We start from the raw sequence: 24,444 nt of genomic DNA, 5'->3' as shown, positions 1-24,444 counted from the left end.
CGTCGCCGACGGCATACTGTATGAATCACCATGCAGCCTCAGGATGACCGATGCGTCTGATCATCGCCGAAAAGCCCAGTCTTGCCCGTGCCATTGCCGAAGCGCTGCCAGGTCGCAGCGCCAAGCGTGATGGCTATATCGAGGCCGGAGAGACCCGTGTCACCTGGTGCATTGGTCACCTGCTGGAGCAGGCACCGCCGGATGACTACGACGAGCGTTTCAAGCGCTGGTCGCTGGATCACCTGCCCATCGTCCCCGATCAGTGGAAGCTGAAACCACGCAGCCAGGCACGCGGGCAGCTCAAGGTCATCCGTGAGCAGCTCAAGCTGGCAAGCGAAGTCGTGCATGCGGGTGACCCGGACCGCGAAGGCCAGCTGCTGGTGCAGGAAGTGCTGGAGCACATGCGCTGGCGCGGGCCGGTCAAGCGCCTGCTGATCAGCGACATGAACCGTCCCGCTGTCACGCGCGCACTCAACAAGCTGGAAGACAATCAGCGCTGGCAGCCGCTGTATGAAGCCGCACTCGCCCGCCAGCGAGCAGACTGGCTCTATGGCATGAACCTGACCCGCGCCTGGACATTGACGGGGCGTCAGGCGGGTCATGATGGCGTGCTGTCGGTGGGCCGCGTTCAGACGCCACTACTGGGGCTGGTGGTACGTCGCGATGAGGACATCGAGAACTTCGAACCACGGGCCTTTTTCCCACTCTGGATTGAGGCGGGTGTCGCGTCAGGCAGCCTGAAAGCCTGGTGGCATGCGCCAAGCTCGCCCTGGTTGGCACGGCTGGCGGCCAAGGGAACGACACTGCCTCTGGATGACAAAGGGCGCCTGCTGGATAGCCGCCCGGCTGAACGCCTTGCTCGGCATCTCGTGACCTTGACCAACCTCGGCGATGGCCATGTTGAAAGCGTCGACGCCAGCGACAAGTCGCAACCCGCCCCGCTGCCCTATTCGCTCTCGGCATTGCAGGTTGATGCCTCGCGCCGCTTCCGCCTGCCGGCACAGAAGGTGCTCGATACCTGCCAGGCACTCTATGAACGCCATCAACTGATCACCTATCCCCGCTCCGACTGTCGCTATCTCCCCCGCGAGCATCACGCGGGCATGGCCAATATCATGATCACGGCCTGCAGTGGCGATGGCGAGCTTGAGCGCTTCAGTGGTGGTGCAGATTTCAGCCTGCGCTCCCGCGCCTTCAATGACGCCAAGGTCAGCGCCCACCATGCATTGGCACCAACAGGGCGTGAGCCTGACTACGCGCGCCTGAGCCGTGATGAGGCCAATCTCTACCGCATGATCACGCGTAATGTGCTGGCGCAGTTCTATCCACCGCATCGCTACCGTGAGGTCAAGGTGGAGCTGACGTTTGCCGGTGAGCCGTTCCGAACCAGTGGGCGTACGCTCATTGATGAGGGCTGGAAGCTACTATTCCAGCGCGCGGCCGAGGCAGACGACAAGCCGAACAACAAATCGCAGGACACCGCTCCGCCCACGCCACTGCCAGCGCTCCAGCAAGGTGAAGCTGCCTGCATCATCGACTGTGGAATCGAGCAGAAGGAAACACGCCCGCCGGAACCCTTCAATGACGCCAGTCTGATTCAGGCAATGATGAACATCGCGCGCTATGTCGAGGACGATGCGGTACGCCGCACCTTGCGTGATGTCGATGGGCTGGGTACCGAAGCGACGCGTGCCGGCATGCTGGAGACATTGATCAATCGCGGCTATCTGGTACGCGAAGGACAGGCAATGTGTTCAACGCGCATTGGTCGCGCGCTGATTCGTGCCCTGCCTCAGGCCGTCTCACGCCCTGAACGTACTGCGCTGTGGGAACAGCGCCTGAGCATGATCTTTGAGCAAGGCGACTCGGCAGCGCCCTTCCTGAGTGAGCTGATCGAAGATCTACGTGCCCTGTTGGCTAACAGTTCAGCCAGTCGCCTGAGCGCCGCGCTGGCGACTGTTGGCGGTGCCACACCGGCGGCACGCAAGGCAGGCGGCTCGCGTGGCAACAAGGGCAAAGGAAAAACCATGCGGCGCAAATCAAGCGGCACCGCTACCGCACGTGGCAGTGATAGTTCGGGTGCCCGCAAGAAACCAGCCGCTTCACGACGTAAAGGCAGTAGCTGACACAGCCTCCCCTCGAGATCTCGTACATGACAACACCTCCCTCATCTGAAACGAAGACTGCTCGTCACCGTCAGTCTACTGAGGCGGTGACTCCTCGGGGCGGCCGGTTGTGGATTATCGGCCCCGGGGCCATCGGGCGCTTGCTGGCAGTACGTATCGCAAGTGCTCGCGCTGGCGACCTCGCATCCCAGGGAAAGTCATCGCTCCCCGAGATTCTATTGATCGGAAGACAAGCACCATCCTCCCAAGAAACATCAATAGAGATGACCACGCCATCAGGTGAATTAGTTATCCAAAAGATAACTAATTCAAGCATAGGCAGCATGGAGTATCTACCAAAAGAAACACCCATGGCGATCTGGATAACCACAAAGGCATACGGGGTGGAAGATGCCTGGGCAACACTGCAACAGCATATCTCCTCCAGCACACCCATCACCTGCTGGCAGAATGGCCTTAGCGCACAACCTTGGCTCGCCGAGCAGCATTCTGGCCTGCTATGTGCCAGTACGACAGAAGGCGCCTGGCTGCCGGAATCACACTCGCCTCAGAGACTTCCGGTTCAACATGCAGGTCATGGCCAGACTTGGCTCGGCCCGTGGGCAACGACTGGAATGGCGTCAGCTGCCTCCATCGTCGACGCTCATCAACAGATCGACTGGCTGACGAGAGCGGGATTCAGCAGTAATACCGCAGATAACATGCAGGAGCATCTGTGGCACAAGCTGGCCATCAATGCGGCGATCAATCCACTGGTGGCGCGCTACAGGATTCGCAATGGCCAACTGCGTGATCGCCCTTTCTCATTGCTGGTACGCCAGGCTGTCAGTGAAATAAGCGCCGTACTGAATGCCAAGCAGATCTCGCCGCCACCCCAAGGGTGGCAAGCATTGATTGATGATGTGATTCGCACCACCGCCAACAATCGCGCCTCAATGTTGCAAGATGTATTGGCCGGGCGGCCGACCGAGATAGCGGCAATTCTCGGCCCAATACGCTCGACAGCCGCTCAATATGGCTTGCAGCTACCGTTGCTGGACCAACTCTATCGCGAGCTGAACTGATCACCTGCTGCTACGTGATCCAGAGACAAAAAAAAGACCCGCCTCGCGAGAGACGGGTCACAAGCAACAGTCAAGCTGTCGAGAGAGAGCAGTACTTGTTGCCTGCCACTACGCGATGTCATGAGTGGGCGGGCAACCAATATTCTTCAGATCATCAACCAAAAACCTGGCAAGTAGCGCTTAGTGATGGAAACGCTCGGACGCTTCACGCGCCAGCTCACGGATACCATCCCAGTCACCGGCATCAATCAGCTTCTGCGGTGCAACCCAGCTACCCCCAACGCACATCACATTCTTGAGCGCCAGATACTCAGCCGCATTATCCAGTGTGATGCCGCCTGTCGGGCAGAAACGCGCTTCACTGATCGGGCCACCGAAGGACTTGATGGCATTGACGCCACCGGCCGCTTCCGCCGGGAAGAACTTGAAGCGACGATAGCCGTACTGCCAGCCCGTCATCAGCTCGGACACGGTCGCGACGCCCGGCAACATCGGCACGCTGCTGGTCACGCCATACTGATAGAGCGCTTCAGTAGTGCCCGGAGTGACGATGAAATCGACACCCAGCTCTTCGACCTGACGATACTGCTCCGGCGTCAGCACGGTACCTGCACCGATGCTGGCATTCGGCAGTGCTTCACGCATGCGGCGGATGGCTTCCAGCGCACAATCCGTGCGCAGGGTAACTTCCAGTACGGTCAGGCCACCTTCATAAAGGGCCTTGCCCAGCGGCACAGCGTCTTCAATACGCTCGATGGCGATGACCGGCAGCACAGAAGCCTTCTGGCAGATGCTATCGATCTCGGTAGTGCGGGTCGACGGAAGCTGTTTTTCAAAGCTCATGGCATTCTCCTTGTGCCGCGGCGCGCATGGATGGCAGCGGCAGATATGATCAGGGGGCCCAATACAACGCCAACGGCGCAGACAGGAAGGCCCGAATCGGCAACTCGCGAACCGCCTCGACATTACCCAGAGCGCGCGACAGCACGTCCTGTTTGTCAGCGCCCGTTAGATGCAACACGGTACGGCGGGTCTGGCGTAGACGAGCAAGGCTCAGCGTAATACGTGGCTGCGGCACGCTAGGGGCGCGCATTGGCACGCAGCAATTCTGACTTTCCAGCGCCTCTTCGAGACGATCTCCATCAGGGAACAGCGATGCCGTATGGCCATCGCCGCCCATGCCAAGAATCAACGCACTGGCCGGCCAGGACAGCGCCGCGATGCGAGCACTCACTTCCGCGCAACCTGCTTCCGGCTCGGCTTCGGCATTGGTCAGCGGATAAAACGTAGCCGCACTCGCAGCACCTGTCAGCAAGTGCTCACGTACAAAGCGCGCATTACTGTCACTGGCATCTTCACTTACCCAGCGCTCATCAGCCAGCGTGATATCCACGCGTGACCAGTCCAGCGGTTTGTCGCGCAAGGCGGCAAACAGCGGCTTGGGCGTGGAACCACCCGACACGACCAACAGCGCCCGCACAGCAGGATCAACCGCGAGATCTGTAGTCAGCGCCGCGGCCAGATACTCCGCCAGTGCTTCGGCCGTCTGCTGACGTGGGTCGTTGGCAACAGGAGATGTGGTTATCGAAGCAGCCATCTCAATACTCCTCATACCAGCTACGACCATCACGCGTGATCATCGCGATAGAGGACACTGGACCCCAGGAGCCCGCCGGATAGCGACTCGGCGCTGCAGCACGTGATTCCCAACCGTCGATGAGAGTGTCGACCCAACGCCAGGCGTGTTCGATTTCATCTCGACGCACGAACAGATACTGCTGGCCCTTGATGACCTCAAGCAGCAAACGTTCGTAAGCTTCCGGAATTCGACGCTTGGGGAAGGCGCTGTTGAAGTCGAGATCCAGCGGCCCAGGACGCAGACGCATGCCCTTGTCGAGACCAGGATCCTTGGTCAGCACCTGCAAGGAGATACCTTCATGCGGCTGCAAGCGGATGATCAGCTTGTTGGATGCCAGCGAGCGCTGGTCCGGATCGAAAATATAGTGTGGCTGCTGACGGAAGTGGATGACGATCTGCGACATCTTCTCCGGCATGCGCTTACCAGTACGCAGATAGAACGGCACACCCGCCCAACGCCAGTTGGAGACTTCGGTCTTGAAGGCCACGAAGGTTTCGGTCGACGATTCGGTATTCGCCCCCTCCTCCTCCAGATACCCCGGAACGCGCTGACCATCGACGGCGCCAGTGATGTATTGGCCGCGCACCAAGTCAGTGTTCAGGCGCTCGCCAGTGATCGGGCGCAATGCCTTGAGCACCTTGACCTTTTCATCACGGATGGCATCAGCATCCAGACTGGATGGCGGATCCATCGCGATCAAGCACAGCAGCTGCAGCAGGTGATTCTGCACCATGTCACGCAGCTGACCGGCCTGGTCAAAGTACCCCCAACGACCTTCAATCCCGACCTTCTCCGCGACGGTAATTTCGACGTGGGAAATCTGATTCTGATTCCACTGATTGCCGAACATCGGGTTGGCAAAGCGCAGCGCGATCAAATTCTGGACCGTTTCCTTGCCCAGGTAATGATCGATACGGTAGATCTGCGATTCGGCAAATACGGCACCGATGGCGTCATTGACCTCACCAGAACTCTCGAGATCAGAGCCAATCGGCTTCTCGACCACGACGCGTGATTGCTCATCCAGACAGCCAGCGGTCTGCAGATTGCTGCTGATGTCGCCATAGATACGTGACGGTACAGAGAGATAGATCAGCAACGGCCGCGACAAGGGCTTGCCCTTGGCATCCACACGCCAATCGACAATCGCGGAATAACCTTCGACCGTGCTGAAATCCAGCGCAGCGTAGCCAATCCGAGCGAGAAAGCGCTTAACGGCGTCCTTATCGAGATGCTCGGGCTTGACGCGCTCCTTGAGCGCCGCCTCCACGGTTTCCTTGAAGGAATCGAGGCTGATGTCCTGGCGTGCAAGGCCAATGAGGCGCGTTGACTTGTCGAGCAAGCCATCGCGATCGAGGTGATATAGGGCTGGATATAGCTTGCGCTTGGCGAGGTCGCCCAAGGCGCCGAACAGGGCAATATCCACGCCCGGAATGATGTCGGAACTCATGCCGCCGATTTCTCCCGTCAAATCTGCCCTGCATGCCGAGCTGAACCGGAGAAGTGGCGTGTTATTCCTGAAGAAATCCCTCATGACTGCAGAAGCAGTACACAAAGAGATGACCTCGAATGACACAGGACACCAGAACGGCGTTGGCGATACATGGCTGGTTATATTAACAACAAATGTAGCGATAACGCGGCGCATCCTCAAGACAAATCGCCCCACAAGTAGGTAAACTTACCTAAAAGGGGTAGGAAACGTCGGCTTCGCATCCGTCTCGTCACTGCCAGCATCGAAGGGATGCTTGGCCTACCTGGCGAGTGAGGCTAGGATGCCCAGATTACGTAGTTATTTCACTACACAATGGCAAGGTAATAGGCGAATGGCTGTACACGACCTCATCAACCGCATCCGTGAACGTCTCGACGAGCTCAACCGCTCCGAGCGAAAGGTCGCCGACGTCATTCTGGCAGACCCCTCAGCGGCCACAGGCATGAGCATTGCGGCGCTCGCGCAGGCCTCTCTGGTCAGCGAGCCGACCGTCAATCGTTTTTGCCGCAACTTTGATGCCAAGGGCTTCCCGGACTTCAAGATAAAGCTGGCCCAGAGTCTGGCCGGCGGCACGCCGTATGTATCACGCAGTGTCGAACAGAATGATGACGCCGAGGCCTATGGTGACAAGATTCTCGGCGCGACTGTCGCGGCACTCGACGATGCCCGTCGCGCACTGGACCCCAAGCGCATCGAGCGTGCGGTGGACTATCTCAGTCAAGCCAAGCAAATCTGCTTCTTTGGCCTGGGTGCCTCTGGCCCAGTGGCAGCAGATGCTCAGCACAAGTTCTTTCGTTTCAATCTGCCCGTTGTAGCATATGAAGATGTACTGATGCAGCGCATGGTGGCAGCGGCCTGCCATACCGGCGATGTCATCGTGATCATCTCCTACACCGGCCGGACCCGCGAGCTGGTCGATATCGCCAAGCTGGCACGTGGCAACGGCGCTGCCGTACTCGGCATCACCGCCCCCGGCTCTCCGCTGGCCCGTGAGTGCACCGAGGTATTGGAAGTGCTGGCACCGGAAGACACCGATATCTATATGCCGATGACATCACGCATGATTCATCTGGCATTGATCGATGTGCTGGCAACCGGCGTGACACTGCGGCGTGGCGAGGACTTTCAGCAGCACCTCAAGAAGATCAAGGACAGCCTCAAGGACACACGCTTTCCACTGGAATCGTGAGTGATGTTTCAGCCGTGACAACAGCCGCACACGCTCACTGAATAGCGCTGTCATGGCGGCCAATTCGGTGGGTAAAACGCACTACCCGTCCTTGACGTAATCTTGAGTGATCCCTCAGTACTGCTCTGGGCTTGCACCAACGCAGACTAGGCACAACAATACGCGCCATAAACCTTCCATGTGGCACAGGCTGCATGGCGTCTATTGTCGTGAATTCCGAGGATGTCTCCATGCGCTGGCTGGCCATTGCTGCTTTGACCCTGTTTTCCACACTCCCCGTGAGCATCAGTCAGGCGCAGGCCGACTCCTTCAAGTTCACGGCCATTCCGGACGAAGATGAGTCACGCCTGGTCGAGCGTTTTGACAAGGTCGCGGACTATCTGTCCGAGAAGCTTGGCGTTGATGTCGAGTACGTTCCGGTCAAGTCCTACAGCGCGGCCGTCAGTGCCTTCCGCAATGACCAGATTCAGATGGCATGGTTCGGTGGGCTGACGGGCGTTCAGGCGCGCCAGCTGGTGCCGGGCTCCGTCGCGATAGCGCAGGGTGCTGAAGATGCCGCCTTTCGCAGCTACTTCATCGCCCGGCGTGATCTGAAGCTGGCTGGTGATGCCTCTGAACCGCTCGACGCGCTACCTGAGTCCATTGAAGGACATACCTTCACCTTCGGTGCCAAGACATCCACATCCGGCCGTCTGATGCCGGAATATTATCTGCGTGAGAAATTCCAGAAAGCCCCGGATGAAGTGTTCTCACGCGTCGGCTTCTCGGGTGATCACTCACGTACCATCGCGCTCGTGGCTGCTGGCACCTATGACGTCGGCGCCGTCAATTTTGCGGTATGGGACGCAGCAGTGAAAGATGGCAAGGTCGACCCGAAAAAGGTTCAGGTGCTGTGGCAGACGCCAAGCTATCCGGACTACCAGTGGACTCTGCGTGGCGATGTCGACAAGCGCTTTGGGGCTGACTTCACTGCACACGTCACCAAGGCACTGCTGGACATGAAAGATCCTGATCTGCTGGAAAGCTTCCCGCGCTCGGGCTTCATTCCTGCCAGCAACGACGACTACGCCCCCATCAAGACCGTGGGCGCACAGCTCGGCCTGTTGCGCTGAGCTCATGACGCAAGCATCGCCCCTCCCTCTGCTACATCTCACGCAACACAATCTCGGTCATGGTGACGAGATTGTGTTGCGTGACGTCGACGTTCGCCTTCATCAAGGCGAACGTATCGCGTTGCTGGGCGCAAGCGGCGCCGGGAAATCAACGCTGCTTGAGGCACTGCGCACTGCATTGCACATGTCTCAGGTGCCTGCTGCCTGGTGCCCTCAGCGGCAGGGCCTGGTTCCGCAGCTATCCGTCTATCACAATATCTTCATGGGGAGATTGGATCAGCACTCACGGCTGACCAATCTGCTTAATCTACTGCGCCCGAAGCCTGCTCATTGGCAGGCGGTAGTGACGCTATGCGAACCACTGGGGATTGCATCGCTGATGGAGCGCTCAGTTGAAGCACTCTCCGGCGGCCAACGCCAACGTGTCGCCATCGCACGGGCGCTTTATCAGGGACAAGCACTCTTCCTGGGTGATGAGCCCGTCGCCAGTGTCGACCAGCATCAGGCCAGTGAGTTAATTGAGCTGATTCACTCTCTACATGCCACCAGCATCGTTGCACTGCATCAGCGTGAGTTGGCACTCACTCACTTCACGCGTGTCATTGGCCTTGGCAAGAACAGCGAAGGCCACGGTGCGGTGCTGCTCGATATTTCGACCGATGGGCTGACGCTACAGGATCTCGACTGCCTGTATCCCGCTGCATCCAGTGCTGGCCCGCACTCCCCCGACGAGTCGTCTGGCGAGTCGGCTGACGAGAAGCTCGCTCAGCAAGACGTGTCTCAAGAACATCGCAATGCTCACTGATATCTCCCCTGCTACGCCTGTCGCATCCAAACCACCGCCCTGGTGGAAGGCGCGCAGTGAAGGCGCTCGCCTGTTGCGGCTAGGCGCGGGGCTGATTCTGGCCATGCTGGTGTTAGCACCGTTCGGCGATCTTTCGATTACCTCACGTGACCCGTGGCAGGAGCTGCTCCGCATGTTGGCGGGGTTGGTGTCTCCTTCACCCAGCCTGCTGGAATCGCCACTGCATGCTCTGATCCTGACCGTCGCTTTCGCGCTGTGGGGCACCTTGCTGGGCGCGCTGCTAGGCCTGCCATTGGCACTGGTCTACTCGCGCTCACGACTGCTGCGCGGCGCATGTGCGGGCCTGCGAGCCATACATGAACTGTTCTGGGCACTGATGCTGCTGCAGGTCTTCGGCCTATCCGCCGTCACGGCGTTGGCTGCCATCACGATTCCCTACGCAGCGACGTTCGCCAAGGTCTACGCCGAGATACTCGAACAGCTACCCCAGGCGCCGATCAAGGCACTGCCTGCAGCCACCTCACGCCTGATGCGTTTCGTCTATGCCGAGCTACCGATGGCGTGGCCGCGACTGGCCAGCTACACCCGCTATCGCTTTGAGTGCGCGCTGCGCGCCAGCGTATTGCTGGGCTTCGTTGGCCTGCCGACACTGGGCTTCTATCTGGAAAGCGCCTTCCGTGAAGGGCGCTATCATGAGGCCGGTGCACTGCTGTGGATCTTCTATCTACTGATTGCCACGCTGCCGTGGTGGGGTCATCGTCGCCTATTGCCGGTGTTGGCTATCGCCAGCCTGTGGTGGCTGGGGCCATGGCCCGACGTCAATCCTGCACTTCTGTGGCGCTTTGTCAGCCACGACATCTGGCCGGCACCGCTCGTCAACGCCTCACTGGAGACGATCGCCTCCGGAGAACTGTTCTCAGGCATGCTCCAGTGGGCTGAACATCTCCCGCACTTGCTGCCAGCGCTCGGCAATACGCTACTGCTTGGCCTGCTGGGTACGGCGGGCAGCCTGCTGATCGCCATGGCACTGTGGCCACTGGCCAGCCGTCATGTCGGCAATCGGCTCACCCAACGCACCACTGGCGGCGTGCTGATCTTCCTGCGCACCACGCCAGAGCTGATGCTCGCCTTTATCCTGCTGCTGCTGCTTGGGCCATCTCTACTCCCCGCCTGGCTGGCTTTGTCACTGCATAACGGGGCCATCATCGCTTTCCTGTGTGCTCGTCATGCCAATCAGATTCAGCTGCCTCTCAGCAAGCCGCAAGGACGTCTGGAGTGCTGGCTGTACGAACTCAACCCACGCGTCGCGCCGGGCATGTTCGCGCTGCTGTTCTACCGCGCCGAAACCATTATCCGCGAGACGGCGATACTCGGCATGCTTGGTGTGGCAACGCTGGGCTTCCATATTGATTCGAGCTTCGAGTACATGATGTTCGATCAGGCATTTGCGCTGCTGCTGTTAACCGCAATACTCAATATTGCCGTGGATAGCCTCGCGCGCCGCCTACGTCCGAAGAGTGACATCTCGGAAGACAGCTGTGTCCGCTAGTGCTCGGACTCGACAGCATGGCGCATGAAAAGCGATACCACGTAAGTCAACACTCACTTTTGTGCCGCAGAAAAACACCTGCCACCGAAGCCTGCATACCCGCCTCTGATTGCGAGTACCGACATGCCCTCTTCGACTCAAACAGATTCGGCACTCAAGGCCAGCGCCAAGCGTGAAGCCCAGCGCATCACACTCATCGGGGCAGTGCTGGATGGCATATTGGGGGTCGCCAAGCTGATCATCGGCAAGATGGTCGGCTCACAGGCGTTGATCGCCGATGGCATTCATTCACTATCGGACCTGGTGACAGACGCCTTCGTGTTGGTGGCCACTCACTACGGCCGTCAAGCGCCAGACCACTCGCATCCGTGGGGGCATGAGCGCATTGAGACACTCGGCACCCTGGTGCTCGGCAGTCTATTGCTGGCCGTTGCCGGCGCGATTGGCTGGGAAGGGATCCTACGTAGCTGGGCGCTGATATTCGGCACGCTGACAGCCCCGCTGCCGGGCGTACTGGGCATCGGCATTGCCGTCATCTCATTGATCGGCAAGGAATGGATCTTTCGCGTTACGCTCAAGGTCGCCCATCGCCAGAAGTCCAAACTATTGGAAGCCAATGCCTGGCACTCGCGTAGTGATGCACTTTCCACCGTCGCGGTACTCGTGGGCCTGATTGGCACGCAGCTGGGTGCCGGCTGGCTGGATGGTATCGCAGCCATCGTGGTCGGCGTGATGGTGGGCAAGATTGGCGTGTCACTGGCCTGGGAGGCCTCACGTGAGCTGATCGATACCGCGCTGCCGCGTGAACAACAACACGAGATTCGTGAGTGCTTACTCACCCTGCCGGAAGTTCGCGGTGTACATGACTTGCGTAGCAGAACACTCGCCGGACGTATCGTATTGGAAGTGCATCTGCTGGTGGCATCGCGCATCAGCGTCTCCGAAGGACATGCCATCGGCCACCATGCGGTGGCACGCCTCAAGCGAGAATTCCCTCAGCTCAGTGATGTGCTTTATCACATAGACCCTGAAGACGACTCCCATTTGACGCAGGCCGACTCACCTCATCCGCCCTCTCACCAACCACTGCCACTGCGCAGTGAGATCATCGCCATGCTGGATGAGCGCTGGCAGCTGCAACCGCTGTGGCACGCGCGTAGCGGCATGACACTGCATTATTTCCAACATCAACAGCAGCCAGCAGCGTCATCCATGCCTGATTCGGCCATCACGACCTCACCGCATGTGGATATCGTGTTGGACGTATTGGAAAATGATGCCGAGACAGCAATGGAACGTTACCGAAATGCGGGCATACGCAACACTGAGATAAGCGAAATGAAGCGCCTGACAGCCGATATTGACTGGCTTGGAAACCTCGAGCTCAGTGCCATTTCGCCTACTCCCACGCGCTGAAGTCTGCGTTACACTGAACATATATCAGTCACGACAACACTCGATCATCAAGGAGCACGCCCATGAGCAATGCATCCGGCGAAATGCACAAGACTCGTATCATCAATGAGCTGAAAGGCTTCATTCGCAAGCTGCTGCAAGACCCGAAGATACTTGAACAGTCGCTGGTGGTGGCGCGGGCGCGCCTCAAGGAAGGGGCAGAACAGGGCCAAAGCGAAGCGCAGATGCTGGCCATCATCGCCAACGAAGTGTCCGACACTACCAGCATTCATATTCCGGAAGATCCGGCAGAACACTCTGATGCGGATAAGTTATTCCTGGAACTACTGAAGGATGTAGTAGAAGAAGAAGAAGCGCTGTATTGATGGTTTCCAATATAATAAAAACCGCCCTTCGGGGCGGTTTTTATTATAGGATGTTTAATGTCGATCCATGTCAATATTGTTATTCTGTTGCAACATCACAATTCTGAGGGAGAAAATCATCAGGGATACTGCCTGAGCAAGACCAGCGACCAGTTTCGTCACGATAAAGGCCAAGTTCATTTTCACCGGCCACAGATAAACGTGGATTAACTTCTCCATCAAAGACCATTACAAGTTCAAACTCACCGGCTTCACCTCCCTCAGGAGCTGCTAAGGTAATAGTACCTAAATCAAGTTCATCTGAAGCAATACCGATATCCAGCTGTCCATCCGCAACTTCATCAGTCAGCGCTGGAGTTTCACCGCGTAGAATCGCTTCTTCAGCGGTGGTCTGAACACCGCGCAAGCTTGCTAATGCGCTAGTCGCTTGAGAGCGTGCAACATAATCCTGATAACGGGGAATAGCGATAGCGGCCAGAATACCGATAATCGCCACAACGATCATCAGCTCGATCAATGTAAAACCAGATTGCTTGCGTGTCATGTGTATGACTCCCTTGCGTTTGCGTAGTGAGATCAGGTCGTGCGTCCTGAGACCCCGGTTACGTTCCCTGATGCCTATAATGTTATTTGTCATGATCTGTGTCTGCGTTTAGCTATTATCCACACATCATATTATTAGCATAACATTTTGATATCACGGGGTATCGACCGGACGGGACGATTGATACCACAGCCACAGATTAGGTGCCATTGCCATGTCGCAAGACGCTACTCTGGCGGCGCTGACGGCTGCTTGGTTGTTACAATAGATTACACTCAGTGACATTGCAAGCAACGCCAAAAAATCTTTCTCCTCTGGGTGCACTATATATTCAACGTTTAGCGCACCACGCTCCCACCACCACCGATACCAGAGTCCTGGTATCGACCAGGGGAGAATCAATCTCACAGCAGCATTTCTGATAGAAAGCTTTCGAGCTACACTGATCGCAAGAGGCCAGCAGCATCAGGTCAGTATCAACTCTCTATCAGCACAGGCTTTTCACGCCTTGAAAGCAAGGCGAGTGCTGTGAGGTCAGGCAAGCTTCTTCGGGGATACCTTCCCAGGTAAGCGCAAGGACACGGAACAGGAAATTTCCATGCCTCAGACAAATCACACGCTTAAAGGGTTTGCCGCTAGCCTGGTCGAGGCTGGCTTGTTGGAGGCTCAGGCTGCCAAGCTTGCCGAGCAGGAAGCCAACGAGGCCGGAGAAAGCCTCTTGCTACATGTGATTACGCATGGCTTGGCACCGGCACGTGAAGCCACCTTGGCGGCGGCATGGGAGTACGGCCTGCCCTATGTAGATATCGATGCGCTGCGTATCGACTCTCTCCCTTCTATAGACGAGCTTCCTGAGAAGGTGTTGCGCAAGTTAGGCGTACTGCCCCTTTATCGCCGCGAGCATCGCCTGACAGTGGGTGTGCCCTCGCCTTCGACGCTGACACATCTTGATGAGCTGCAATTCGCCACCGGACTGTCAATCGAGAGCGTACTGGTCGCTGCCGACCAACTGACACCTGCCCTCGAGCAATATCTGGAGGCTGGCGAAGAAAGCGCCATGGATATGCTCGGCGAGGAAGGCGAGGCACTCGATAATCTTGAATTTGAGAACGAGGAAGATAAAAGTAATGATCATGCCATCACAGCTAATAGTGATGATGCCCCGGTCGTGCGTTTCGTTCACAAGGTACTCCTCGATGCCATCAAGCGTGGCGCCTCGGATATCCACTTCGAACCCTACGAATCCACCTATCGTATTCGTTTCCGCATCGATGGCATGCTGATCGAGAACACACGACCGCCCTTCAACATGCGTAATCGTATTTCGGCACGCCTGAAAGTGATGTCGCGGATGGATATCGCCGAGCGACGCCTGCCGCAGGATGGTGCCATCAAGCTGCGAATTTCCAAGTCGCGCTCCATCGACTTCCGCGTCAATAGCTTGCCAACGGTGTATGGCGAAAAGCTGGTACTGCGTATTCTCGACCCTAGCTCTGCCAAGATGGGGATTGAGGCTCTGGGCTTCGAGCCTGAACAGCGCGCCATGTTCGAGAAGACACTGGATGAACCACAAGGGATGATTCTCGTCACTGGGCCAACGGGTAGCGGCAAGACGGTCACCCTTTATACCGGCTTGAATATCCTCAACACCGCTGAGCGCAATATCTCGACCGCGGAAGACCCGGTCGAGCTCAAGGTCGAAGGCGTCAATCAGGTCAATGTACTGCCCAAGATCGGGCTGGATTTTGCCTCGGCCTTGCGTGCCTTCCTGCGCCAGGATCCTGATGTGGTGATGGTCGGTGAGATTCGTGACAAGGAAACCGCCGAAATAGCCATCAAAGCGGCACAGACAGGTCACCTGGTACTGTCCACGCTACATACCAACTCGGCGCCAGAAACACTGACACGCCTCAGTAACATGGGCATAGCGCCCTTCAATATTGCCAGTTCGGTCTCGCTGATCATCGCGCAGCGACTGGCCCGCCGTCTGTGTACTCACTGCCGTCAACCTGCCGAGATTCCTCCTGAAGCTCTGGTATCGATGGGTTTCAGTACAGAGAACGGCTTTAGCGCTGAGGAGCTTGAGAGCGCAACCATTCATCGCCCAGTCGGTTGCAGTCAATGCACACTTGGCTACAAGGGGCGTGTGGGTATCTATGAAGTCATGCCTATCTCGGATGAGATGAGTCGTTTGATCATGCGTGAAGGCAGTGCAATCGAATTGGCGGATCAGGCACGCAAGGAAGGGCTTTCTGATCTAAGGCGTAGCGGGCTACGCAAGGTAATGGCTGGCATGACGTCACTTGAAGAGGTCAACCGCATTACCAAGGACTGAAGCTCTCGATGATCATTACCTCAGACTGAGGTCAAGATGTGTGAACGACACTAGCATTTCTTCTGCCATGAGACAGATTAGCGGTAGGATGTATTGATCAGCACACTCCCAGGCATGCTCTTTTCACATGTACGGGATGACGCGTATCTCTAGTGCGCCATGAAACATGTTGAATGTGTACTGCGAGCTTGACGAGGCTGAAAGGATACTGCCCATTTACCAGGGAACGATAACTTATATGGCAACAATCAAAACTGCCAAGCACAAGAAAAAAAAGGCAGGCATTGAAACCTGGCAATGGTCGGGAAAAAATACCCGTGGCGAGAACGTCAAGGGCGAATTGATGTCAGCCAATGTCGATCTCGTCAAGAATACGCTTGTCAGTCAGGGCATCGTCGTCAAGCGCCTGCGCAAGAAGTCAACACTATTCGGGGGTAGCAAGAAGGTTAGCGGCAAGGACGTCACGATGTTCGCGCGCCAGATGGCGACCATGATTCGTGCCGGTGTGCCGGTACTGCAAGCCTTTGGCATTGTAGCCGAGAGCATGAAAAGTCCTGGCATGCGCCATCTGGTCGAGGACTTGATGAATCAGGTTGGCGCAGGCACCAGTTTCTCCGAGGCACTGCGCAAGCATCCGCAACATTTTGACAATCTATTTACCAACCTGGTGGCTGCCGGTGAACAGGCAGGCGCGCTGGACAAGATGCTTGATCGCGTCGCGACCTATAAAGAGAAGATTGATTCTCTCAAGGCTCGCGTCAAGAAGGCGCTTTATTACCCTATTGCCGTCATCTGTGTCGGGATTGGTGTCACTGCGATTCTATTGATAAAGGTTGTTCCGCAGTTTGAAAGTCTATTTCAGGGTTTTGGTGCCGAACTACCCGCTTTCACCCAGTTAACGGTAAGGCTATCCGGATATGCGCAAGATTATTGGTATATCGCGCTAGGCGCTGCGTTACTGACGGTTTTCTTGATCAACCAAGGCATGAAACGTTCTGATAACTTCGCCTATGCCGCTCATAAATTCATGCTCAAAGTGCCCGTATTGGGCGATATCCTGGACAAGTCTTCCGTGGCGCGCTATTCGCGAACACTGGCGACGACGTTTCAGGCAGGTGTACCGCTGATAGAATCGCTTGATACCGCTGCTGGAGCCTCAGGCAACAAGGTCTACGAGCGCGCGATCGCCCAGATAAAGGAAGATGTCTCTACTGGCCAGCAGCTCAACTTTGCCATGCGCAATACTCAACTGTTCCCGACATTGGCGGTGCAGATGGTGGCGATTGGTGAGGAATCAGGTTCTCTGGATGCCATGCTCAACAAGGTAGCGGACTTCTATGAAGAAGATGTCGACAACAAGGTCGATGCGCTGACGTCGCTACTGGAACCTTTCATCATTGTAGTGCTAGGCACAATAGTCGGTGGACTAGTGGTTTCGATGTACCTGCCTATCTTCGAACTCGGCAACGCAATATGAGTCGTTGATTTGTGGTTCAAGCTTACCTCTAGATCTATCTCTATCGGCCGCGATGCAAAAGTAACGCGGCCAAGTCATTTTCTGACAAGGATTTTACGTGGATTTACTTGCCCAGCTCCCTCTCACACTTCAGGTCTGCTTGGCGGGCGTTTTTGGCCTGATGGTCGGCAGCTTTCTGAATGTCGTGATCACACGCTTACCGGTCATGATGATGCGCCAATGGCGCGACGAAGCCCGCGAGGCGCTGGAACTCGAGACAGAGGAGAATCCGCGCTTCAATTTACTGGTACCGGCCTCACGCTGCCCCGGCTGTGATACGCCCATTCATTGGCATGACAATATCCCGGTGTTGGGCTGGTTGAAGCGCCGTGGCCGCTGCGCGAGTTGCAACACACGCATCAGTCCGCAATACCCGCTGGTAGAGCTTGCCGGTGGCGCCCTGGCGGTGGCCATCACCCTCATCTATGGCCTCGACATGCAGAGCCTGTGGATCTTCGGTGCCTGCCTGACATTGCTTGTCCTGTCAGTCATTGATTTTCGTACCCAGCTGCTGCCCGATGCCATCACGCTGCCGCTGTTGTGGGCTGGCCTTGCCTATCAGTTGATGTTCCAGCCGTTGATGCTCTCCAGTGCTGTTGTCGGTGCCATGGCCGGCTATCTGGTGCTGTGGAGCTTCTACTGGCTGTTCAAGTTGATTACCGGCAAGGAAGGCATGGGGTACGGTGACTTCAAGCTACTTGGTGCGCTCGGTGCCTGGCTGGGCTGGCAGTGGCTACCGCTGCTGTTGATTCTGTCAGCCGGCCTTGGCGCAGTTCTCGGCATTCTGCTGCAACTGATGGTACCCCGCCTGCGTGGTGCGCCGATGCCCTTCGGGCCATATCTCGCCGTTGCCGGTTGGATCGCCCTACTGTTCGGCACGCCGTTGATGAGTCTCTACCTCAGTGTCATCGGCGCATGACTACACGACATCATACGATCAACCAAGGCCCGATCATCGGACTTACCGGCGGCATCGGCAGTGGCAAGTCCAGTGTCGCGCGTCTGTTTGGTGAATTGGGCATTCAATGGGTCGATGCCGACGATATTGCGCGCGAGATTGTTCGCCCGGGAGAGTTGGCACTGGGCGAGATCATCGCTCATTTCGGTGATGAGATAGTCGACAGCGCCGGCCAGCTGAATCGTGCGGCGCTACGCGAGCGCATCTTCGCCGCCCCCGAACAACGCCAATGGCTGGAGCGCTGCACGCATCCGCGTATTCGCGAACGCATCGAGCAGCATCTGGCGGCCATGACTGGCCCATACCGCTTGCTGGTATCGCCGTTACTCTTCGAGTCTGGGCAAGACGCATTGGTAAGCCGCTGCCTGGTGGTTGATGTACCGGAAGAGGTGCAACTGGCACGCACATTACAGCGCGATGGCGTCAGCGAAACACAGGTGCGCGCCATTCTCGCCGCACAGCTGCCACGTGCAACACGGCTAGCCAAGGCGTGTGATGTGGTCGACAATGCAGGGACACAGACGCAGTTACGCGAGCAGGTCATCGCGCTTGATGCTCGCTATCGCGCGCTGGCACAGGTATCGCCTTGAACCTGTGACGACTCGCCTTACTGCATGCCAGTCGATTGAATTCCCATCATTCACCGCTTCAGGATGTTTCCCATGTCTGACTCCTCTTCATCTCAACAGACCGGCACGCCGTTAACGGTCGCCTGCCCTCAGTGCCGTACTCCCGTCGTATGGGGACCCGAAAGCACATTTCGGCCCTTCTGCAGCAAGCGCTGCCACCTGCTGGACCTTGGTGCATGGGCGGATGAATCCCATCGCATCGCGGGTGAAATGGCCATGGACGAGACCAGCATCGACGAGATGGTCGCAAGGATGGAGCGAGACTTGAATCAGCAATGACGTCGCCTTCATCGCCGTGAACAGCAGGTAATAAAAAGACCGCCAAGGCTAGCCTTGGCGGTCTTTTTTACATCAAGTGACATCGATCAGAGGATCAATCTCACTTCCAGAAATCACGGATCGACGCAATACCCTGAGCTCCGACCGCGCGAGCGTGATCACTATCATGGCGCGACATACCGCCAAGGGCGTAGACGGGCATACAGGCTTGCTCGACCAGGCTCTGGAAGTCATGCCAGCCCAACGGCGGACGCTCTGGGTGCGATGGAGTGACACGCAGTGGCGACAGAGAGACAAAATCACAGCTGACTCGCCCCGCTTGATCCAGTTGCTGCTGATCATGCGTTGAAGCCGATAGCCACTTGTTCTCCGGAATCGGACGCACTCCCTTCTCCGCAAGTTCAGCCAACCGAACACTGGTCAGGTGGATACCATCGGCGTCGACCTTGTTCAGCATCGCCGGCTCTGCATTCAACAACAGACGTGCACCGCGTGCATGACAGACGGCGAGCGCCTTCTCTGCACGTGCGATGTAAGCCGCCTCATCGAGTGTCTTGGCACGCAACTGAACCAGGCGCACACCATCTTCATCCAACGCACGAATCAGGCGCGTCTCGAAGATGGCTTCATCCGCTTCTTCGGGCGTGATCAGATATTCACGCGGCAGTGCGACAGCACGTAGAATCGGCAAGTTAGCCGCCGGGAAGGCGTAATTGTAGAGATCCTTGATCTCTACCCAACGCACTGCCTGCCCTTCGCGCCCGAACGGTTCGCCACTGAACTGACGGGTTTCCCACACATCCAGCAGAATATGCTTATCTGGATATTCATGGTGAATACGGATCAGTGGCTGAGCGCGTATGATCTCGATCCCCAGCTCTTCGCACAGTTCACGCTTGAGCGCTTCCAGTCCGGTTTCGTAAGGTGCCAGCTTGCCACCCGGAAACTCCCACAGGCCGCCCTGATCCGCCGTCGCCGGACGGCGTGCAATCAGGACCTGGCCCTGTTCGTTTAAGATGGCGGCAGCCGCCACATGAACCCTTCGCTTCGGCATGATGCCTGTACCTTTGACTCGCGTTGTACAACCGACCCTGCCCTCAGAGGACAGAGCCTGCGGGAGATGCTGCGTCATTTCCTAAAATACATCGCTCTAGCTGCGATAATCGGCATTGATCGAGACGTAATCGTGCGATAGATCCGATGTCCAGATACGCGCCTTCTGCTGACCACGTCCCAGACGAATCGCGATGACCAGCTCTTCCTCAGCCATCGCCTTGCTGCCGGCGGCTTCGGTATAACTGGCGGCGCGGCCGCCCTGCTCGACAATACTCACACCGTTGAGTGCGATCGCCACGCCATCGACATCAAGGTCTTCCAGCGGTGCACGCCCGACGGCAGCAAGAATACGCCCCCAGTTGGCATCGCTGGCATAAAGCGCCGTCTTGACGAGTGGTGAGTGTGCGACCGTAAAGCCAACGGCACGCGCCTCTTCCAGCGAGCGTGCTTCGCTGACCTCAACCGTGACGAATTTGGTCGCGCCTTCGCCATCTCGAATGATGGCCTGAGCCAACTCGAGCATGACCTCACCAAGTGCGGCTTCGAACGTCAACAGATCATCACCTTCGACATGAGCGCCCTTGCCAGTGACGGCCAACATGCACGCATCATTGGTTGAGGTGTCAGAATCAACCGTGATGCTGTTGAAGCTGGTGACGACAACACGCTGCAACATGGCATCCAAGACCGACTGCTCGATAGCGAGATCAGCATCCGTGGCCACATAACCCAGCATGGTCGCCATGTTCGGACAGATCATGCCAGAGCCCTTGGAGACACCGGCAATGGTCACGACTTCACCATTCGCAAGCGTCACTGCACGCCAGCTACCTTTAGGGCGCGTATCGGTGGTCATGATGCCGTGTGCAGCAGCAGACCAATCGCCCTGACCTAGCGTCTCGAAAGCCGTTGGTAATGCAGCAGTCAAACGCTCCATCGGCAATGGCTCGCCGATGACGCCGGTCGAGAAAGGCAGCACTGCGCGTGAGTCACAGCCAGCAATCTGTGCAAACTGCTCACAGGTGGCATATGCATCTTTCAGGCCTTGCGGGCCAGTGCCAGCATTGGCATTGCCAGTGTTGACGACGAGATAACGCGGCCCATCGACATTGGCCTTCAGATGCTCACGTGCGACCTGTACCGGCGCTGCGCAAAAGGCGTTACGAGTAAAGGTACCCGCAAGGCGCGAACCTGCATCGAGCGACATCACGACCAGGTCACGACGGCCCGGCTTCTTGATACCCGCTTCAGCAACCCCAATCCGAAAGCCGGCAATTTCCGGCATATCGGTGGGAAAGGTGGAATGCCCTACCGCCATCGCTCACGTCTCCAGTCACATTGTCTTGTCACATCAATCTGTCGTGGGCCAGCCAACGCTAGCCCACGTATGCGCCTGTCTATCTTGATTCACCTGTCTGGCCAACCTGGCCTTGCCTGGCAGGGCTCAGCTCAGTTTGCCGTGGCACTGCTTGTATTTCTTGCCTGAACCACACGGGCATGGATCATTGCGGCCGACCTTGGGGGCATCACGACGCACCGGCTCATTACTACCTTCTGCCTGCCCCTGGTCACGGGAAGCCTCGCTATCTTGTGCACCATATTGGGCTTCAACGATCTGCTCGGCTGCTTCAATGCCCTCTTCGCTGACCGTATCTTCATCGACACGGAGCATCTCGGCACTGGCCTGCTCACGCTCAAGATGGGCACGGCGCTCTTCTTCCAGCGTGTCGACCTCTTCCTGGCGACGCACCTGAACATGGCTCAGGATACGCACGACATCGGCCTTGATATTGACCAGCAGCGTCTGGAACTGCTCAAAGGCCTCGCGCTTGTATTCCTGCTTCGGATTCTTCTGAGCATAACCACGCAGGTGAATACCACGACGCAGGTTATCCATCGCCTGCAGATGCTCTTTCCAGCGAGTATCGAGCACCTGAAGCATGACTTGCTTCTCAAAGCGACGCATCAATTCAGGGCCGACGGCCACAACCTTGGCTGCATAAAGCTCTTCATGAGCTGTCTGCAGACGCTCACGCAGTGTCTCTTCGTGGAAGTGCTCGTCATCTTCTGCCCACTGCACCAGCGGCAGGTCAAGATTGAAATCGGCCTTGAGGTCATTCTCCAGTCCCGGCAGATCCCACTGTTCCGGCAAGCTCTGCTGCGGTACGCGCATGGAGATGGCGTCATCCAGCACCTCACGGCGAATCCCCGTGATGTTCTCGGAAATCTCATCCGCCTCAAGAATGTCGTTGCGCTGCTCATAGATGACGCTGCGCTGGTCGTTGGCGACATCATCGTACTCAAGCAGCTGCTTGCGGACATCGAAGTTACGACCCTCAACCTTCTTCTGCGCACGCTCGACCGCATTGGAGACCATCTTGTGCTCGATCGCCTCGCCTTCTTCGAGACCCAATGCCCCCATCAGGCGCTGAACACGATCGGAACCAAACAGTCGCATCAGACTATCTTCCAGTGACAGGAAGAAGCGTGTGGAGCCCGGATCACCCTGGCGCCCAGCACGACCACGCAACTGGTTATCGATACGACGTGATTCATGACGCTCGGAGCCAATGACGTGAAGGCCACCCGCTGCCAGCACCGCTTCGTGACGCTCCTGCCAACCATGCTTGATCTCGTTGACCTGCTCGTCAGTAGGCGCTTCGAGAGCTGCCAGTTCGGCTTCCCAGTTACCACCAAGCATGATGTCGGTACCACGACCCGCCATGTTGGTGGCGATCGTCACTGCACCGGGACGACCCGCCTGAGCAATGATGGCAGCCTCACTGACGTGCTGCTTGGCATTCAGAACGTGATGCTTGACGCCTGCCTCGTGCATCATGCGCGACAGCAATTCAGAGGTTTCAACCGAAGCGGTACCGACCAGTACCGGACGACCTTCACTGACTTTCTCGCGGGCATCTTCGATAATGGCGTTGAACTTCTCTTCACCTGTCAGATAGACCAGGTCGTTCATGTCCTTGCGCTCGATGGGCTTGTTGGTCGGGATGACCATCACATCAAGGCTGTAGATCTGGCGGAATTCGAAGGCTTCGGTGTCTGCAGTGCCCGTCATTCCGGCCAGCTTTTCGTAAAGGCGGAAGTAGTTCTGGAAGGTCGTCGACGCCAATGTCTGACTTTCCTTCTGGATGGCCACACCCTCCTTCGCTTCGACAGCCTGATGCAGACCCTCGGACCAGCGACGCCCCACCATCGTACGACCGGTGTGCTCATCGACGATGACCACTTCACCGTTATCGACGATATAGTCCACGTCACGAACGAACAGATTCTGAGCGCGTAGCGCGGAGTGCACGTGGTGCAGCAAGCTCAGGTTCTGGGCAGCGTAGAGAGAATCTTCTTCACCCAGCAGCTCCTGAGCACGCAGCAACATCTCAACCTTCTGGTGACCCTGCTCGGTCAACTCGATCTGCTTCTGCTTCTCGTCGAGCGTGAAGTCGCCGCTCTCGGGATCTTCCTCGTCCGTGCACTGGATCAGGTCACGCGCCATACGGTCGATGATCTTGTAGAGGTCGGTATTTTCTTCCACCGGGCCTGAGATGATCAGCGGCGTACGTGCTTCATCGATCAGGATGGAATCGACTTCATCAATGATGGCGTAGTGCAGCTTGCGCTGAACCTTGTCTTCCAGCGAGAAAGCCATGTTATCGCGCAGATAATCAAAGCCATATTCGTTGTTGGTGCCGTAGGTGATATCCGCCTTGTAAGCGGCACGCTTGTCCTCGTTGCTCTGCCCCGAGAAGATGACGCCGACGCTCAGGCCAAGAAATTCATACAGCGGGCGCATCCAATTGGCATCACGCGTAGCCAGATAGTCATTGACGGTGACCACGTGCACGCCTTCACCCGAGAGCGCATTCAGATAGACCGCCAGCGTACCGACCAGTGTCTTGCCTTCACCGGTCTTCATCTCTGCAATACGCCCTTCATGCAGCGCCATGCCGCCGACGACCTGAGTATCGAAGTGACGCATCCCCATGACACGCTTGCTGGCCTCACGGACCACGGCAAAAGCTTCTGACAGCAGTTTCTCGAGACTCTCTCCTTTGGCAAGTCGCTCGCGGAGTTCAGACGTCTTGGCTGTCAGTGCTTCGTCCGACAGGGGTTCAAGCTCACTTTCAAACGTATTGACCGCATTGACACGCTTGCGCAGTCGCTTTACCTCACGGTCGTTCTTGGAGCCCACTACCTTGGTCAGGAATTTACCCAGCATTGTCTGTCCTTATTCGCGACTCTTCGAAGAGTCACGCCTTCAAATGTCATGAAACTCGAGCGGAGTACCGTCAAAAGACAGCTCAATGCGATGGAGGAGGCATTGAAACTCAAGCTCGAAGAAATGTGATTACCAT

Annotated in this window: 20 protein-coding genes; 13 read left to right on the top strand and 7 right to left on the bottom strand. The window is 57.2% G+C overall.

All coding sequences use genetic code 11. The features are described from left to right. The first annotated feature begins 50 nt into the window (after nucleotides 1-50). Both GQR90_RS03775 and GQR90_RS03770 read left to right on the top strand, forming a co-directional pair. Complete coding sequence (locus GQR90_RS03775; protein WP_158772945.1) at nucleotides 51-2,126, top strand: DNA topoisomerase III; 2,076 nt, start codon at nucleotides 51-53, stop codon at nucleotides 2,124-2,126. Nucleotides 2,127-2,152: 26 nt separating this feature from the next. After that, on the top strand, nucleotides 2,153-3,190 hold the full coding sequence (locus GQR90_RS03770; RefSeq protein WP_158772944.1) for a ketopantoate reductase family protein: 1,038 nt from the start codon (nucleotides 2,153-2,155) through the stop codon (nucleotides 3,188-3,190). Between the two features lie 180 nt (nucleotides 3,191-3,370). Here GQR90_RS03770 and GQR90_RS03765 read toward each other — a convergent pair whose 3' ends face one another. The 3 genes from GQR90_RS03765 to zwf are packed head-to-tail and all read right to left on the bottom strand — an operon-like array spanning nucleotide 3,371 to nucleotide 6,279. Then, nucleotides 3,371-4,033, bottom strand: a complete 663-nt coding sequence (locus tag GQR90_RS03765) for a bifunctional 4-hydroxy-2-oxoglutarate aldolase/2-dehydro-3-deoxy-phosphogluconate aldolase (RefSeq protein WP_158772943.1) — start codon at nucleotides 4,031-4,033, stop codon at nucleotides 3,371-3,373. Between the two features lie 49 nt (nucleotides 4,034-4,082). Continuing rightward, nucleotides 4,083-4,787 (bottom strand): 6-phosphogluconolactonase, encoded by a 705-nt coding sequence (gene pgl / locus GQR90_RS03760; protein ID WP_158772942.1) that lies wholly within the window; start codon nucleotides 4,785-4,787, stop codon nucleotides 4,083-4,085. Nucleotide 4,788: 1 nt separating this feature from the next. Continuing rightward, nucleotides 4,789-6,279, bottom strand: coding sequence for a glucose-6-phosphate dehydrogenase (zwf, locus tag GQR90_RS03755; protein ID WP_158772941.1), 1,491 nt, complete (start codon nucleotides 6,277-6,279; stop codon nucleotides 4,789-4,791). Nucleotides 6,280-6,655: 376 nt separating this feature from the next. Between zwf and GQR90_RS03750 the strand changes: the two genes are divergently transcribed. The 6 genes from GQR90_RS03750 to GQR90_RS03725 all read left to right on the top strand — a co-directional run bounded on the left by GQR90_RS03750 (nucleotide 6,656) and on the right by GQR90_RS03725 (nucleotide 12,760). Beyond that, entirely contained in the window at nucleotides 6,656-7,513 is an 858-nt protein-coding gene (locus tag GQR90_RS03750) for a MurR/RpiR family transcriptional regulator (RefSeq protein ID WP_158772940.1), read from the top strand. A gap of 230 nt (nucleotides 7,514-7,743) precedes the next feature. Beyond that, nucleotides 7,744-8,625, top strand: a complete 882-nt coding sequence (locus tag GQR90_RS03745) for a putative selenate ABC transporter substrate-binding protein (RefSeq protein ID WP_158775290.1) — start codon at nucleotides 7,744-7,746, stop codon at nucleotides 8,623-8,625. 4 nt (nucleotides 8,626-8,629) lie between these two features. Then, on the top strand, nucleotides 8,630-9,430 hold the full coding sequence (locus GQR90_RS03740) for an ATP-binding cassette domain-containing protein (RefSeq protein ID WP_158772939.1): 801 nt from the start codon (nucleotides 8,630-8,632) through the stop codon (nucleotides 9,428-9,430). Beyond that, nucleotides 9,420-10,979 carry an ABC transporter permease subunit gene (locus tag GQR90_RS03735; protein WP_233266418.1) on the top strand — a complete coding sequence of 520 codons (1,560 nt, stop codon included), beginning with the start codon at nucleotides 9,420-9,422 and terminating at the stop codon, nucleotides 10,977-10,979. Before GQR90_RS03740 ends, GQR90_RS03735 begins: the two co-directional genes overlap by 11 nt. A 123-nt stretch (nucleotides 10,980-11,102) precedes the next feature. Next, nucleotides 11,103-12,395 carry a cation diffusion facilitator family transporter gene (locus GQR90_RS03730; protein ID WP_158772938.1) on the top strand — a complete coding sequence of 431 codons (1,293 nt, stop codon included), beginning with the start codon at nucleotides 11,103-11,105 and terminating at the stop codon, nucleotides 12,393-12,395. Between the two features lie 62 nt (nucleotides 12,396-12,457). Then, a complete protein-coding gene (locus GQR90_RS03725; protein WP_158772937.1) occupies nucleotides 12,458-12,760 on the top strand; it encodes a hypothetical protein in 303 nt (100 codons plus the stop codon). A 79-nt stretch (nucleotides 12,761-12,839) separates the two neighbouring features. Here the strand turns inward: GQR90_RS03725 and GQR90_RS03720 are convergent, their stop codons facing one another. Beyond that, nucleotides 12,840-13,304: a pilin gene (locus tag GQR90_RS03720; protein ID WP_158772936.1), complete on the bottom strand. Its 465-nt coding sequence runs from the start codon at nucleotides 13,302-13,304 to the stop codon at nucleotides 12,840-12,842. 598 nt (nucleotides 13,305-13,902) lie between these two features. Here GQR90_RS03720 and pilB point away from each other — a divergent pair. The 5 genes from pilB to yacG all read left to right on the top strand — a co-directional run bounded on the left by pilB (nucleotide 13,903) and on the right by yacG (nucleotide 19,021). Then, a complete protein-coding gene (gene pilB / locus GQR90_RS03715; RefSeq protein ID WP_158772935.1) occupies nucleotides 13,903-15,639 on the top strand; it encodes a type IV-A pilus assembly ATPase PilB in 1,737 nt (578 codons plus the stop codon). Between the two features lie 238 nt (nucleotides 15,640-15,877). Continuing rightward, the gene (locus GQR90_RS03710; RefSeq protein WP_158772934.1) at nucleotides 15,878-17,116 is read left to right on the top strand and encodes a type II secretion system F family protein; all 1,239 of its coding nucleotides are present in this window, start codon (nucleotides 15,878-15,880) and stop codon (nucleotides 17,114-17,116) included. 160 nt (nucleotides 17,117-17,276) lie between these two features. Further along, a complete protein-coding gene (locus GQR90_RS03705; protein WP_158775288.1) occupies nucleotides 17,277-18,074 on the top strand; it encodes a prepilin peptidase in 798 nt (265 codons plus the stop codon). Further along, nucleotides 18,071-18,703, top strand: coding sequence for a dephospho-CoA kinase (coaE, locus tag GQR90_RS03700; protein ID WP_158772933.1), 633 nt, complete (start codon nucleotides 18,071-18,073; stop codon nucleotides 18,701-18,703). Before GQR90_RS03705 ends, coaE begins: the two co-directional genes overlap by 4 nt. 72 nt (nucleotides 18,704-18,775) lie before the next feature. Continuing rightward, the gene (gene yacG / locus GQR90_RS03695) at nucleotides 18,776-19,021 is read left to right on the top strand and encodes a DNA gyrase inhibitor YacG (RefSeq protein ID WP_158772932.1); all 246 of its coding nucleotides are present in this window, start codon (nucleotides 18,776-18,778) and stop codon (nucleotides 19,019-19,021) included. Nucleotides 19,022-19,121: 100 nt separating this feature from the next. On the opposite strand, the gene GQR90_RS03690 is transcribed toward yacG, so the two are convergent. The 3 genes from GQR90_RS03690 to secA form a co-directional block, all read right to left on the bottom strand. After that, nucleotides 19,122-20,075 (bottom strand): Nudix family hydrolase, encoded by a 954-nt coding sequence (locus tag GQR90_RS03690; RefSeq protein ID WP_158772931.1) that lies wholly within the window; start codon nucleotides 20,073-20,075, stop codon nucleotides 19,122-19,124. 96 nt (nucleotides 20,076-20,171) lie between these two features. Then, the gene (argJ, locus tag GQR90_RS03685) at nucleotides 20,172-21,395 is read right to left on the bottom strand and encodes a bifunctional glutamate N-acetyltransferase/amino-acid acetyltransferase ArgJ (protein WP_158772930.1); all 1,224 of its coding nucleotides are present in this window, start codon (nucleotides 21,393-21,395) and stop codon (nucleotides 20,172-20,174) included. A gap of 126 nt (nucleotides 21,396-21,521) precedes the next feature. Continuing rightward, complete coding sequence (gene secA / locus GQR90_RS03680; RefSeq protein ID WP_158772929.1) at nucleotides 21,522-24,308, bottom strand: preprotein translocase subunit SecA; 2,787 nt, start codon at nucleotides 24,306-24,308, stop codon at nucleotides 21,522-21,524. Nucleotides 24,309-24,444 lie beyond the last annotated feature (136 nt).

The sequence above is a fragment of the Cobetia sp. L2A1 genome, from assembly GCF_009796845.1.
Classification (GTDB): Bacteria; Pseudomonadota; Gammaproteobacteria; order Pseudomonadales; family Halomonadaceae; genus Cobetia.
The sequence above is the reverse complement of the archived record's forward strand: the minus strand, read 5'-3'. Positions and strand labels throughout refer to the sequence as shown.

What these genes read in the sequence shown, in the direction of transcription:
- coaE (WP_158772933.1), top strand. Translation starts at nt 18,071, where the DNA reads ATGACTACACGACATCATACGATCAACCAAGGCCCGATCATCGGACTT.
- zwf (WP_158772941.1), bottom strand. Translation starts at nt 6,279, where the DNA reads ATGAGTTCCGACATCATTCCGGGCGTGGATATTGCCCTGTTCGGCGCC.
- GQR90_RS03735 (WP_233266418.1), top strand. Translation starts at nt 9,420, where the DNA reads ATGCTCACTGATATCTCCCCTGCTACGCCTGTCGCATCCAAACCACCG.
- GQR90_RS03690 (WP_158772931.1), bottom strand. Translation starts at nt 20,075, where the DNA reads ATGCCGAAGCGAAGGGTTCATGTGGCGGCTGCCGCCATCTTAAACGAA.
- GQR90_RS03730 (WP_158772938.1), top strand. Translation starts at nt 11,103, where the DNA reads ATGCCCTCTTCGACTCAAACAGATTCGGCACTCAAGGCCAGCGCCAAG.
- GQR90_RS03745 (WP_158775290.1), top strand. Translation starts at nt 7,744, where the DNA reads ATGCGCTGGCTGGCCATTGCTGCTTTGACCCTGTTTTCCACACTCCCC.
- GQR90_RS03705 (WP_158775288.1), top strand. Translation starts at nt 17,277, where the DNA reads ATGGTCGGCAGCTTTCTGAATGTCGTGATCACACGCTTACCGGTCATG.
- GQR90_RS03770 (WP_158772944.1), top strand. Translation starts at nt 2,153, where the DNA reads ATGACAACACCTCCCTCATCTGAAACGAAGACTGCTCGTCACCGTCAG.
- pgl (WP_158772942.1), bottom strand. Translation starts at nt 4,787, where the DNA reads ATGGCTGCTTCGATAACCACATCTCCTGTTGCCAACGACCCACGTCAG.
- GQR90_RS03710 (WP_158772934.1), top strand. Translation starts at nt 15,878, where the DNA reads ATGGCAACAATCAAAACTGCCAAGCACAAGAAAAAAAAGGCAGGCATT.
- GQR90_RS03725 (WP_158772937.1), top strand. Translation starts at nt 12,458, where the DNA reads ATGAGCAATGCATCCGGCGAAATGCACAAGACTCGTATCATCAATGAG.
- GQR90_RS03775 (WP_158772945.1), top strand. Translation starts at nt 51, where the DNA reads ATGCGTCTGATCATCGCCGAAAAGCCCAGTCTTGCCCGTGCCATTGCC.
- GQR90_RS03740 (WP_158772939.1), top strand. Translation starts at nt 8,630, where the DNA reads ATGACGCAAGCATCGCCCCTCCCTCTGCTACATCTCACGCAACACAAT.
- argJ (WP_158772930.1), bottom strand. Translation starts at nt 21,395, where the DNA reads ATGGCGGTAGGGCATTCCACCTTTCCCACCGATATGCCGGAAATTGCC.
- GQR90_RS03765 (WP_158772943.1), bottom strand. Translation starts at nt 4,033, where the DNA reads ATGAGCTTTGAAAAACAGCTTCCGTCGACCCGCACTACCGAGATCGAT.
- GQR90_RS03750 (WP_158772940.1), top strand. Translation starts at nt 6,656, where the DNA reads ATGGCTGTACACGACCTCATCAACCGCATCCGTGAACGTCTCGACGAG.
- secA (WP_158772929.1), bottom strand. Translation starts at nt 24,308, where the DNA reads ATGCTGGGTAAATTCCTGACCAAGGTAGTGGGCTCCAAGAACGACCGT.
- yacG (WP_158772932.1), top strand. Translation starts at nt 18,776, where the DNA reads ATGTCTGACTCCTCTTCATCTCAACAGACCGGCACGCCGTTAACGGTC.
- pilB (WP_158772935.1), top strand. Translation starts at nt 13,903, where the DNA reads ATGCCTCAGACAAATCACACGCTTAAAGGGTTTGCCGCTAGCCTGGTC.
- GQR90_RS03720 (WP_158772936.1), bottom strand. Translation starts at nt 13,304, where the DNA reads ATGACACGCAAGCAATCTGGTTTTACATTGATCGAGCTGATGATCGTT.